General features: G+C 67.0%; 13 protein-coding genes. 7 read left to right on the forward strand and 6 right to left on the reverse strand.

What is annotated here, in order from left to right; all coding sequences use genetic code 11:
* The 4 genes from B1964_RS19605 to B1964_RS19620 all read right to left on the reverse strand — a co-directional run.
* Positions 1-724: NAD(P)/FAD-dependent oxidoreductase (locus B1964_RS19605; RefSeq protein WP_139765798.1), on the reverse strand; the 724-nt coding region annotated here is incomplete at its 3' end.
* Positions 721-1,638: a reductase gene (locus tag B1964_RS19610; protein ID WP_079930963.1), complete on the reverse strand. Its 918-nt coding sequence runs from the start codon at positions 1,636-1,638 to the stop codon at positions 721-723. The genes B1964_RS19605 and B1964_RS19610, both read right to left, overlap by 4 nt.
* A 1-nt stretch (position 1,639) precedes the next feature.
* The gene (locus B1964_RS19615) at positions 1,640-2,599 is read right to left on the reverse strand and encodes an SDR family NAD(P)-dependent oxidoreductase (protein ID WP_079930964.1); all 960 of its coding nucleotides are present in this window, start codon (positions 2,597-2,599) and stop codon (positions 1,640-1,642) included.
* A complete protein-coding gene (locus B1964_RS19620; protein ID WP_079930965.1) occupies positions 2,596-3,612 on the reverse strand; it encodes an alpha/beta hydrolase in 1,017 nt (338 codons plus the stop codon). Before B1964_RS19620 ends, B1964_RS19615 begins: the two co-directional genes overlap by 4 nt.
* 181 nt (positions 3,613-3,793) lie before the next feature.
* On the opposite strand from B1964_RS19620, the gene B1964_RS19625 reads away from it, so the two are divergent.
* Positions 3,794-4,075 (forward strand): DUF1490 family protein, encoded by a 282-nt coding sequence (locus tag B1964_RS19625; protein WP_079930966.1) that lies wholly within the window; start codon positions 3,794-3,796, stop codon positions 4,073-4,075.
* Between the two features lie 19 nt (positions 4,076-4,094).
* The gene (locus B1964_RS19630) at positions 4,095-6,257 is read left to right on the forward strand and encodes a cation-translocating P-type ATPase (RefSeq protein WP_079930967.1); all 2,163 of its coding nucleotides are present in this window, start codon (positions 4,095-4,097) and stop codon (positions 6,255-6,257) included.
* A gap of 15 nt (positions 6,258-6,272) precedes the next feature.
* On the opposite strand, the gene B1964_RS19635 is transcribed toward B1964_RS19630, so the two are convergent.
* Positions 6,273-6,755 carry an NUDIX domain-containing protein gene (locus B1964_RS19635; protein WP_139765800.1) on the reverse strand — a complete coding sequence of 161 codons (483 nt, stop codon included), beginning with the start codon at positions 6,753-6,755 and terminating at the stop codon, positions 6,273-6,275.
* 77 nt (positions 6,756-6,832) lie between these two features.
* Here B1964_RS19635 and B1964_RS19640 point away from each other — a divergent pair, with 77 nt between their 5' ends.
* The 5 genes from B1964_RS19640 (at position 6,833) to rsgA (ending at position 11,634) form a co-directional block, all read left to right on the forward strand.
* Positions 6,833-8,533 carry a nucleobase:cation symporter-2 family protein gene (locus B1964_RS19640; RefSeq protein WP_172398905.1) on the forward strand — a complete coding sequence of 567 codons (1,701 nt, stop codon included), beginning with the start codon at positions 6,833-6,835 and terminating at the stop codon, positions 8,531-8,533.
* A gap of 49 nt (positions 8,534-8,582) precedes the next feature.
* The gene (locus tag B1964_RS19645; protein WP_014360882.1) at positions 8,583-8,795 is read left to right on the forward strand and encodes a hypothetical protein; all 213 of its coding nucleotides are present in this window, start codon (positions 8,583-8,585) and stop codon (positions 8,793-8,795) included.
* Positions 8,796-8,871: 76 nt separating this feature from the next.
* Positions 8,872-9,258 (forward strand): VOC family protein, encoded by a 387-nt coding sequence (locus B1964_RS19650; RefSeq protein WP_006370670.1) that lies wholly within the window; start codon positions 8,872-8,874, stop codon positions 9,256-9,258.
* Positions 9,259-9,304: 46 nt separating this feature from the next.
* Positions 9,305-10,570, forward strand: a complete 1,266-nt coding sequence (gene aroA, locus B1964_RS19655) for a 3-phosphoshikimate 1-carboxyvinyltransferase (protein WP_079930969.1) — start codon at positions 9,305-9,307, stop codon at positions 10,568-10,570.
* Entirely contained in the window at positions 10,567-11,634 is a 1,068-nt protein-coding gene (gene rsgA / locus B1964_RS19660; protein ID WP_079930970.1) for a ribosome small subunit-dependent GTPase A, read from the forward strand. The genes aroA and rsgA overlap by 4 nt, the downstream gene beginning before the upstream one ends.
* A 185-nt stretch (positions 11,635-11,819) precedes the next feature.
* On the opposite strand, the gene B1964_RS19665 is transcribed toward rsgA, so the two are convergent.
* On the reverse strand, positions 11,820-12,036 hold a 217-nt coding region (locus B1964_RS19665), incomplete at its 5' end, for a UTRA domain-containing protein (protein WP_139765801.1).

Raw genomic sequence — 12,036 nt, forward strand, 5'->3', positions numbered from 1 at the left:
CCGCCCCCGTCCGATATACCCGTCTGGTCAACGAGGAGATCCGACGATCGGCTCGCGGCAGCACCCACCCGGGAGTGCGCTGGAACACCGTGACGTCGGCACCGGCGCGCACCAACTCCGGGATCAGTTGCACCGCACTGGCACCGGTGCCGATCACCCCGACCTTCTTACCGGCGAACTCGTAGTCGTGGTCCCACGCCGCAGAGTGCATCCGGTGACCGGTGTACTCGTCGATACCCGGGATCGAGGGATATCCGGGTGTGGAGAGCGGGCCGGAGGCGACGATCACCGCGCGTGTGCGGAGCGACTCCCGATCGGCCAGATCGACGCGCCACGTGCCGCTCTCCTCGTCGAACTCCAGCCCGGTCACCAGATGCGAATACCGGATGAACCGTTCGAGATTGTGGTCGGCGATCATCCGCGCGATGTACGCCAGGATCTCCTCACTTCCCGAATAGGTGTGTGACCATTCGGGATTGGGTGCGAAGGAATACGAGTAGAGCCGCGACGGGATGTCACAGGCCGCCCCGGGGTAGACGTTGTCGCGCCACGTTCCGCCCGGTCGGACGTCGCGTTCGCAGATGATGAAGTCATCGCGCCCCTGCTGCAGGAGCCGGATTGCGGTGCCGATACCGGCGAACCCGGCCCCGATGATGACGGTGGTGGCATCGAGACCGGCGGCATCGGGAGCAGGCGTGTGCGAATCCTCGTGCACGGCGCTCATGCGATCGGCTCGTAGGTCAGTTCCTTCGACCAACTCGGCTGTGACCGAAGGAGAAAGCGCGGGTAGCGGTCGGTCAGCGTGACCATCGCATCGGCGAAGTAGTGATAAGGACTGTCGCGGTTGATGACCCAGCCGGCGTGGTACTTGAGCACCTGGTAGGTGAGCAGCCGGGTGCCGCGCCCCCGGTCGCCGTTCTTGCGGAACCGTTTGATCGCGTCGTAGAGCCGATCCTCCGAGAGTCCCATGTCGACGATGTTGTCGCGCATCTTGTTCAGCAGGGGCACGTACATCAGGGCACCGATGATGAGTCCCGGCGAGGCCACGGTGCCGACGGTTTGGACCAGCAGGGTGCGCAGGCGGGCGTTGCCGATCATGTCGAGTGCGTGGAAGTCGACGGCGAGATGTCGCGACTCGTCGGCGTTGATCTTGCGGAATGCGGCATGGCAGATCGGATCCTCGACCTCCTCGAGGAGGAACTTCAGCAGGGCTCCGTCGAGGGCGACCTCCAACATCGGGATGACCGTGCCCAACACCGACAGTGACATGCGGTCGGCGAAGGTGTCGAGCCATTCGATGGCCAGGCGGATGTTGACATTCGGCTCGGGGACCTCGTCGCCCTCGAGCATCCCCCACCGCCGCATCAGCGCGAGCTCGGCGTTGGCGTGTTTCTGCTCCTCGGCGTGAAAGTACCGATAGATCTCCGCGAGCGTCTCGTCGGGCGCCTTCTTCGCCAACGCCGCGAACCCGCGGGCGCCCACATTCTCGATCCACACCAGATCGGCCATGAACGCCTTGAGCTTCGGCTTCTGCTCCTCGGTGATCAGCTCGGCACCGGGAGCATCCCAGTCGATGTCGGCCAGCGCCCACTGGCGATCCTTGATGGTCGCCAGCATGTCCTCGAGAACTATCGGCATGTCACACTCCTTCTTCGATTCGTGTTGGTGCAGCTTCGATTTCCGCATCGGACGCCAGGCTGTTGTGCTCGGATACCCCCGGCTCGAGTACCCCCGGCTCGAGTAGCTCTGACTCGAGGACCTCCGGGTCCACGGCGGCGATCGCCGGGGCCAGACGATGCAGCAGACCCGCTCCGAGGGTGTAGGTCCGCGGAAACAGTCGCTTCATCAGCCAGAGGGCCCTGGCGTCGAGTTGGGGCACCACGTACAGCCGTCCCCGGTCGTTGGCATCGAGGGTCGACCGCGCGACCTGCTCTGCCGACCGTCCGGAGTACCTCATCAGGGTTTGCGCGAGTTTCATCGCGTCGCCGGTGATCCGACCGTCGACGGCGACATTGGTTTTCACGAATGTCGGGCACAGCACGGTCACCGCGAGATCCGTGCCCGACAACTCCGCGGCAATGGTCTCCGAGAGTGCCAGTACCCCCGCCTTGCCGACGTTGTAGGCACCCATCCCGGGCGCCGCGGAGAACGCTGCGGCCGAGGCGACGTTGATGAGACCACCCCGTCCGGCCGAGCGCAGTTGGGGCAGAAAGAGTTCCGACCCGAGGACCATTCCGCGCAGGTTGATGTCGAGGGCCCAGGTCCAGTCGTCGAGGCCGATGCTGCCGACGCAACGCCCGCCGATGCCAACGCCGGCGTTGTTGATCATCAACGTGGTCGGGCCACCGAGCAGATCCGGTGCGCGGCCGGCGAGGGTGCGCATGTCGTCGATCTCGGCGACGTCGCAAAAAAGCGCGATGCCCTCCCCGCGGCCGTCCGCGTCGATCATGGCGACCGTCTCCTCGGCCCGGTCGATGTCGATGTCGGCGCAGACGATGCGGCCTCCACGGCGCGCGAGTTCGAGAGCGAAAGCGCGCCCGATGCCGCTACCCGCGCCGGTGACGACGGCGCGTGCACCCTGTGATCGTCGAGATGTCATGTCGTGGCATACCTTTCCGTATCAGCGTGTGCCGTCGCAGCGTTCGCCGCCGCAGCTGTGCCACCCGGTTCCGGACACTCGGTGATGAACCGTGCGGCCGCCGCCAGGGCGGGGCCGGCTTCCGGGATCATCGTCGGCAGTGCCTGGAAGACGTGCATCTGTCCGGGCCAGATCTGCAGTTCACTGTCCCCACCGGCGTCGGAGATCATCCGGTGCGCAGCACGTGCATCGCCGAGGAGCATCTCTGCCCCACCGACCTGGATCAGTGTGCGAGGCAGGTCGGCGGCACGATCGAGTACCGGCGCGAGGCGAGGCAGGTCGGCCGGATGGCCCCTGGTGTAGTGATCGACCAGGCGCTGCGCGGCGGCGGCCGAGATCAACGGGTCGGGCCCGGTGTCGCGTTCCTGCCGGCGGGCCAGTTCGAGAGTGAGATCGACCAGCGGCGACATCAGTACCATCGCGCTCGGCTGTGCACGCCGGTGTCGCACATTCTCGGCGAGCAGATCCAGGAGGAGATGGCCGCCCGCCGAATCACCTGCGACGGTGATGTTCTCGGGCCGATAGCCGATGTTCTGCAGCCAGGCGTAGGCGGCCTCGACGTCGTCGGCGGCAGCAGGAAAGACGTGTTCGGGGGCGAGTCGGTAGTCGACACTGAACACCGGCATCCCGGTGAGATGCGCGAGTCGGGCAACGAGTCCGCGATGCGTGCGCGCCGAGCAGATCGCATACGCACTGCCGTGGACGTAGAGGATGACGCGCCGGGACTTCTCCGATCCCGGGGCATACACCCACTCTCCGCGGAAGCTGCCGGTGGACAGGGCATCGACGCGGACCCAATAGGGCGGCGGTGACCCGAGCAGCATGGCCGTGGCGACGATGGCACGGGAGACATGTACCGCGAGGACACCGCCGGGCAGGACGTCGGCGAACGGCCGCAACGTGCGGCGGGTCAGCCACGCCGCACACCGGGACTGTCGTGAGGTGTGAATCACACAACCGATGGCATCACCCATTATGCCATTTGTCAATGGCACAATAGTCAATGTTGCAAATTCTCCCGCACTGCTGCCCAACCGGTCCCCGTGTCGGCGTGTGTCCACTCGCCGGGTGGCCGCGCACAACGTAGACTCGGACGTCCTGGCAATCGTTTCCATTAATCGAGCAACTCATCGAGTTGAGCGCGAAAGGACCGAGATGGCATTACACGGCTTCTTGACCAAGGCCGGATCGACGGTCGCGACCGGCCTCGTCGGCGCCGTCGCATACGACGTCGCCCGCAAGGCCATCGCCAAGGCACCCCTACGGCAGGGCGCCGTGGTGGTCACCTCCTGGGGCCTGGTGGGTACCCGGAAAGCCGAGGCCATCGCCGAGGATGCACGCCTTCGGACCGCCGACATCGTCGCCGAGGCGAAGGACCGTATCGGCGAGGAAACGAGTCCCCCGGGAACGGCCGAGCCGCACGACCACGATCACTGACCCCGCCGTGCAAGAATCTGTGCGGTCCGACGCCGCGGGGCGTCTACGCCTGGTCGTCGATGCGCTGCGCGGAACGTCGGCCGCACGTGCGGTCGCCGTCGAGGACGCTGTGATCGCGGTGACCGGGGTTCGCGCCGTGCACATGTATCCACGCACCGGCTCCGTCGTCGTCTGGTATCGCCGGAACACCGACCGTGGCGCCATCGATCAGGCGATCGCCGCCGGGCGGGACGCCGATCTCACGACGGTCACCCGCGCCGCGCCACATTCGGCCGACGTCACCAATTCCGACATACTGCGGATGGGTATCGGCGCGGGCGCTTTGATCCTTCTGGGGTTGCGGCGTTACGGATTCCGACGACCACCGATGCTCGGTCCCGCGTCGCGCACGGTCGCCACCGGGATCACCATCTTCTCCGGCTATCCATTCCTCAAGGGCGCCTTGCGTTCTCTGCGCGGAGGACGGGCGGGCACGGATGCGCTGGTGTCGGCGGCGACCGTGGCGAGTCTGTTGCTGCGGGAGAACGTCGTCGCGCTGACCGTCCTGTGGTTGCTCAACATCGGTGAGTTCCTTCAGGATCTGACGTTGCGCCGTACCCGACGGGCGATCTCGGATCTGTTGCGCGGCAACGCCGACACCGCATGGCTGCGGCTCGAGGACGGCACCGAGGTGTCGGTGCCCGTCGATTCGTTGGCGGTCGGCGACGTCATCGTCGTCCACGATCATGTCGCCGTGCCGGTCGACGGGACGGTGCTCGAGGGCGAGGCGGTGATCGACCAGTCCGCGCTGACCGGCGAGAATCTGCCCGTCACCGCACAGGTCGGCGCCCACGTGCACGCGGGCTCGGTGGTGGTCAGCGGGCGGTTGGTGATCACCACCTCGGCGGTCGGCGCCGACACCGCGATCGGTCGGATCATCGCCCGGGTCGAGGAAGCCCAGCACGATCGGGCGCCCATCCAGACTGTCGGCGAACAGTTCTCGGGTCGCTTCGTCCCGGCCTCGTTCCTGCTGTCGGCGGCCACCCTGCTCGTCACGCGCGATCTGCGCCGCGCCATGACCATGCTGCTCGTCGCGTGCCCCTGCGCCGTCGGGCTGTCGACACCCACCGCGATCAGCGGCGCCATCGGCAACGGTGCCCGCCGCGGAATCCTGATCAAGGGCGGCTCGCATCTCGAGGCGGCCGGCCGCATCACCGCCATGGTCTTCGACAAGACCGGCACACTGACGACCGGCCGTCCGGTGGTTACCAACGTGATCTCCTTCCACCCCGACTGGTCACCCGAAGACGTCCTGGCCCATGCGGCGAGTTCGGAAATCCACTCGCGACATCCGTTGGCGCAAGCGGTGATCCGGTCGACGACCGAGCGCCGGATCGAGATCCCCACCCACGCCGAGTGTGAGGTCATCGTCGGTCTCGGCATGCGCACCTTCGCCGCCGACGGCCGCGTCCTGTTGTTGGGTAGCCCCGCCCTGTTCACTCGCCACGAGGTCGCACTGACCACCGACGCGATCGAGTGGGTGGACAAGCTCCGCAACGAGTGCGAGACACCACTGTTGCTCGCCGTCGACGGCACCCTCGTCGGGCTGGTGAGTCTGCGCGACGAGGTCCGCCCCGGGGCGCGCGAGGTGCTCGATGGGTTGCGAGCCAAGGGAATCGAGCGGATCGCCATGCTCACCGGCGATCACCCGGCCACCGCTGCGGCGATCGCCGGCGAACTCGGCATCGACGACTGGCGTGCCGAGGTGCTTCCGGAGGACAAACTCGCCGCGGTCCGCGAGTTGCAATCCGAAGGTCATCTGGTGGCGATGATCGGTGACGGGGTCAACGACGCACCCGCACTGGCCGCCGCCGACATCGGCATCGCGATGGGCTTGGCCGGCACCGACGTGGCCGTCGAGACCGCCGACATCGCCTTGGCCGCAGACGATCTGCGCATGCTGTTGGCGGTGGGCGATCTGGGCGAGCACACCCTGCAGGTGATCAAGCAGAACTACGGGATGTCGATCGCCGTCAACGCGATCGGGCTGATCGTCGGTGCCGGTGGTGCACTGTCCCCGGTGGTGGCGGCCATCCTGCACAACGCGTCGTCGGTGGCCGTGGTGGCCAACAGTTCTCGTCTCATCCGCTATCAGGTGGACCAGCCGGGCGCGGAGAAATCCGACACCGCACTGGTGCGCTGATGGCGGGCGCGCAGATCACGGGTTCGGCGGGAGGTGCTCGAGCAACCGGTCGATGAAGGCGACCTGCGCCGGATTGAGCTTGCGGCGTGCGTCGTCGGGTGAAAACCATTCCGCACGGTCGATCTCCGGGAAGGCCTGGGTCTTCCCGGACCGCGGCGGCCACGGCATCTCGAAGGTGTTGCTGGTGACGACGGAGACGTCGAGGTCACCGTCGATCGCGAAAGCGACCACCCGTTTACCGCTCTTGAGCCGCACCTCACCGAGCTCGATGACCTCACCGACGGGTGCCGTCTGACCGATCTCCTCGGCGAATTCGCGACGGGCGGCGACGAGGAGTTCCTCACCGTCCTCGACGAGTCCCTTCGGGATCGACCACGCTCCGTCGTTCTTGCGCGCCCACAGCGGTCCACCCGGATGGGCGAGCAGGACCTCGACGCCGAGTGCAGTGTTCCGATGGATCAGTAACCCGGCGCTGAGCTGGGGAGTCCGTGCTGCCACATCGATATATTCTGCCGGAAACACCGTCGACACACGATCGCGTCGAATCAGAAATCTCGGACTCGTAGACAGTGTTCATGACGGTTCTCGACACCATCAGGCGCGGCCGTGACGCCGACCATCCGGTCGACGACATCCCGCCGCTGACCAAACTCTTCCCGCTCGGACTACAACACGTCATGGCGATGTACGCCGGTGCCGTGGCGGTGCCGCTCATCGTCGGCGGCGCGATGGTCGGCGCCGGTCAGATGCGTTCCGACGAGATCGTCCACCTGATCACCGCCGACCTGTTCGTCGCCGGCATCGCCACATTGCTGCAGGCAGTCGGGTTCTGGCGGTTCGGGGTGCGCCTGCCCCTGATGCAGGGCGTCACGTTTGCCGCGGTCGGGCCGATGATCACGATCGGGCTCAACCACGGCATCACCGCGATCTACGGTTCGGTGATCGCCTGCGGCGTGTTCATGATCGTGGTGGCGCCGATCGTCGGTCGGCTGATCAGATTCTTTCCACCACTGGTCACCGGCACGATCATCCTCATCATCGGGGTGTCGCTGATGAGCGTGGCCGCCGGATGGTTCGGCGGCGGCACCAACAACGGCGAGGACTTCGGCGCACCCAAATCGATCGCCTTCGGATTCGGCACCCTGCTGTTGATCATCCTGCTCGAGCGGTTCGCGCCCGCGGCGATCAAGCGGGTGTCGGTGCTCGTGGGACTCGTCCTCGGCACCCTGATCTCGATCCCGTTCGGCATGACCAATTGGAGCGGCGTCGGGCAGAGTTCCTGGATCGCTGTGCCGCAGCCGTTCTATTTCGGTGTGCCGAGCTTCGACGTCAGCTCCATCATCGCGATGATCATCGTCGCCCTGGTGATCATGACCGAGACCACCGGCGACATCGTGGCCGTCGGCGAGATCGTCGACAAGAAGATCACACCGCGCAAGCTCGCCGACGGCATGCGGGCCGACGGCGTGGGCACCGTCCTGGGCGGGATCTTCAACACCTTCCCCTACACCGCATTCGCGCAGAACGTCGGCCTGGTGGCGATCACGGGCGTCAAGACCCGACATGTCGCGACATGTGCGGGCGCGATCCTCGTGGTCCTCGGCCTGCTCCCGAAAATGGCCGCGATCATCGAAGGCATCCCCCAGCCCGTCCTCGGCGGCGCGGGTGTCGCGCTGTTCGGCATGGTCGCCGCCAGTGGTGTCCGCACCCTGAGCCGGGTCAAGTTCAACAACACCAACATCCTGGTGGTCGCCATCTCGGTCGGCGTCGCGATGCTGAGCGAGGCGAGCCTGTCGTACACCAACGACAACGGCGAGACCGTGTCGCTCGACCTGTATCACCAATTCCCGGACTGGTTCCAGACGATCTTCCACTCCGGGATCTCCGCGGGCGCCATCACCGCAATCCTGTTGAACCTCTTACTCAATTGGCGCAGCACCTCACCCGATCCGGTGGAGTATCACAACACCGGCGAGATCGAGGTGGTCGACGCCGACGGACTCTCCGGCTCCGACGCACCGCGGTACGGCGCCTTCGATCCGCGGGATGCGCTCGCCGCCGCCGACCCCGACACCGACCCGGCGACGCTGCGTGTACTCGCCGAGCACGACGCCGGTCTCCACCGGTTCATCGTCACCAATCCCTCGGCGCCGCAGGAACTGTGCGAATGGATTCGCGCCCAAGGCGATCCGAAGGTCACCGCACTACTCGACCGGTGGGACGACAAGACGGGCGGGAAGTTCTCCGCTCGGGACACGGGTACACCGGCCACCTGAGGCCGTCGGTTCGCGCCGGCGATCGGTGTCGGCGCCGTATCGTTGTCCCATGAACAGCCCACAGCCCGAAGAACTCGACGACCCGGACATCCCGCACGAGTACCCGCATGAATCCGCCTTCGCCTTCGGAGACGCCGAGCCGATCGGTGAGACCGATCGCATCGCCCGGGAGAAGGCGATCTACGAGGCGGGTCGTCATGGCAACGACCTCAACCGCGGACACGCGCTCGGCGGGTCGGACGGCACCACCGAAGGTCAGTGATCCGAGCGCACCGGACCGGCGACGCGCCGGGCGTATTGTCCTGTCCGACCGATCGGTAGCGGTGTAGACACAAGGCATGGAGGTCCTCAGTAGTCGCGTCGTGCTCCGTTCACGAGACCCGGAATCGTTGCAGCATTTCTACCGTCATCAGCTGCGTCTCGCCGTTGCGCGGGAGTACCCGGGCGGCATCGTCTTTTACGCCGGTAACGGCCTGATCGAGGTTCCAGGGCACATGAGTTCCGATCTCGACACCACCATCGAACCGTCGGGCGCACTGTGGCTGCAGGTACGCGACGTCTCGGCCGCCGAACGCGAACTGCGGTCGGCGCACGTCAAGATCGAGCGCGAACCGCTCACCGAGCCGTGGGGCCTGATCGAGATGCATGTGCGCGACACCGACGGCCGACTGCTCATCATCGTCGAGGTCCCGCCGACGCACCCCCTGCGTCTGGACAACCGCTGACCGGGACGGGATCGGACGTGGCCGGCCCCATGACAGACTGGACCGCATGAGCACGTGGAATGCGCCCGTCGTGTCGGGGCCGGTGAACGCGACCGTGGACCTGCCCGGGTCCAAGTCGATCACCAATCGGGCGTTGCTGCTCGCCGCGCTCGCCGACGGCCCGTCGACCCTCACCGGCACACTACGAAGCCGGGACACCAATCTCATGCTCGCCGCTCTGACCGGACTGGGCATCGGCATCCGGGTCGACGCCGCCGACCCGACGACGGTCTCCATCGAACCGCGACCCATGCACGGCACCGACGTCTATTGCGGGCTCGCAGGCACCGTCATGCGATTCCTGCCACCGATGGCGGCGTTGGCGTCGGGACCGGTCGACTTCGACGGCGATCCGCAAGCGCGTCAGCGACCGCTCACGACGATCCTCGATGCCCTGCGTGAGCTCGGTGTCACCGTCGAGGGCGACTCCCTGCCGTTCACGGTGGTGGGCACCGGATCGGCACGCGGCGGCGAGGTCACGATCGATGCGTCGGGGTCGTCGCAGTTCGTGTCCGGGTTGCTGCTGACCGGCGCACGATTCGACGAGGGACTGACCGTGCGGCACGTCGGAGGTCCGGTTCCGTCGATGCCCCACATCGAGATGACCATCGCGATGCTCGCGACAGCCGGTGTGAAAGTCGTTGTCGACGAACCGAATATCTGGCACGTCGATCCGTCGACGATTCGTGCGGTGGACTGGGCGATCGAACCCGATCTTTCCAACGCGGCCGCCTTCCTCGCCGCGGGCGCCGCGACCGGCGGGGCGGTCAGCGTGCCACGCTGGCCGGCCGTCACCACCCAGCCCGGCGCCCAGATCGCCGACATCCTCGCCGAGATGGGTTGCACCGTCGAACTTCTCGACGGTGCGCTCACCGTGCGCGGACCGCTTCGACTGACCGGTATCGACCGCGATCTGCGCGAGGTCGGCGAACTGACACCGACGATCGCGGCACTGGCTGCCCTCGCCGAGAGTGAGTCCCGGCTGACCGGCATCGCCCATCTGCGCGGCCACGAAACCGATCGCCTGGCCGCACTGGCCACCGAGATCGGGCGTCTCGGTGGCGATGTCACCGAGCTCGACGACGGCCTGATCATCCGGCCGGCCCCGTTGCACGGCGGGCGCTGGGAGTCCTACGCCGACCACCGGATGGCCACCGCAGGCGCGATCATCGGCTTGCGCGTGCCCTCGGTCACCGTCGACGACATCGAGACCACGTCGAAGACCTTGCCGGACTTTCCGGGTATGTGGCAGAAGATGATCGGGCATCCGTGAGCCGTCGCGCGGACAGTTACGACGAGTCCGATGTCCGGGTCCGCCCCGGCAAGGGGAGTCGTCCGCGCACCAAAACCCGTCCGGCACATGATGATGCGGAGTCGGCGATGGTCGTCTCGGTCGATCGGGGCCGCTGGGGTTGCGTACTCGATGGCGATCCGGATCGTCGTGTGGTGGCCATGCGCGCACGTGAACTCGGCCGCACCCCGATCGTGGTCGGCGACGATGTCGGGGTCGTCGGCGACCTGACCGGGAAGCCGGATTCACTGGCTCGGATCGTGCGAGTCGACGAGCGGCGAACGGTCCTGCGGCGCACCGCCGATGACACCGATCCGTACGAGCGCATCGTCGCCGCCAACGCCGATCGCCTCCTGATCGTCACGGCTATGGCCGATCCCCCACCCCGGACCGGATTCGTCGAACGCGCCCTCGCCGCGGCGTATGTCGGTGGGCTCGAACCCATCTTGTGTCTCACCAAGTCCGATCTGGCCGATCCCACCGAGTTCACCAATGCCTTCGACGGACTCGACCTGATCATCGTGCGCGCCGGTCGTGACGATCCACTCGACGACGTCCTCGGCTTGCTGCGCGGGCACCTCACCGCATTGATCGGGCACTCCGGCGTGGGCAAGTCAACCCTGGTCAACCGCCTTGTGCCCGAAGCCGAACGGGCCACCGGTGTGGTCTCGGGGGTCGGCAAGGGCCGACACACCTCCACCGCGTCGGTGGCGTTGGTGTTGCCGGCACATCCCGATGACTTGCGAGGTCCCGAGGACCAGGGCCGACGGTCGTGGGTCATCGACACCCCCGGCATCCGTTCGTTCGGTCTCGCCCATGTCGACGCCGACGACATCGTCGACGCCTTCGACGATCTGCGCGATGCCATCGAGAACTGTCCGCGCGGCTGCACCCACCTCGGACCGCCTGCCGATCCGGAATGCGCACTCGACGACCTCACCGGCGCCTCGCATCGTCGCGCGATGGCGGTGCGGCGCCTGCTCGTCGCGGTGGGTGGCGGCGGGACCGACCCCGAGCCGGAATCGACGAGCGTCGACTCGGAGTAGGTTGCCGGTGGGCGGTGGTGGCCGGTGGTCGGTGGTGGCGAAACCAGCGTCGGCGCAAGCGGTCTCGAGGCTCGGCGCACGCGCCTCGCACCTCGACCATCGGGGTCGGAACCATCGGGGGAAACGACCTGCCCCCCGATGGTCGAGGTGCCCGGCGCCCCCGGCGCCGGGCCTCGAGACCCGCCTCAGCGATCGACGACGGTCGTCTCGAAGAAGTAGCGGTCCGCGCGGTAGGCGTGGCGACCCACCTCGACGACCTTGCCCGCATCGTCGAATGCGGTGCGCTGCATGGTCAGCAACGGCGCACCCGGCTCCACGTCGAGCAGAGTGGCCTCCTCGGCGTCGGCGGCTTTCGCGCCGATGACCTGGCGGGCAAGCCGAATGTGGACACCCTTGGCGCGC

Source organism: Gordonia sp. i37 (assembly GCF_002043085.1).
In the GTDB taxonomy this organism is placed as follows: Bacteria; Actinomycetota; Actinomycetes; order Mycobacteriales; family Mycobacteriaceae; genus Gordonia; species Gordonia polyisoprenivorans.

Bases quoted from the DNA above. Each gene is read 5' to 3' on its own strand.
- B1964_RS19610 (WP_079930963.1), bottom strand. From the start codon at position 1,638: ATGCCGATAGTTCTCGAGGACATGCTGGCGACCATCAAGGATCGCCAG.
- B1964_RS19615 (WP_079930964.1), bottom strand. From the start codon at position 2,599: ATGACATCTCGACGATCACAGGGTGCACGCGCCGTCGTCACCGGCGCG.
- B1964_RS19620 (WP_079930965.1), bottom strand. From the start codon at position 3,612: ATGGGTGATGCCATCGGTTGTGTGATTCACACCTCACGACAGTCCCGG.
- B1964_RS19625 (WP_079930966.1), top strand. From the start codon at position 3,794: ATGGCATTACACGGCTTCTTGACCAAGGCCGGATCGACGGTCGCGACC.
- B1964_RS19640 (WP_172398905.1), top strand. From the start codon at position 6,833: ATGACGGTTCTCGACACCATCAGGCGCGGCCGTGACGCCGACCATCCG.
- B1964_RS19645 (WP_014360882.1), top strand. From the start codon at position 8,583: ATGAACAGCCCACAGCCCGAAGAACTCGACGACCCGGACATCCCGCAC.
- B1964_RS19650 (WP_006370670.1), top strand. From the start codon at position 8,872: ATGGAGGTCCTCAGTAGTCGCGTCGTGCTCCGTTCACGAGACCCGGAA.
- aroA (WP_079930969.1), top strand. From the start codon at position 9,305: ATGAGCACGTGGAATGCGCCCGTCGTGTCGGGGCCGGTGAACGCGACC.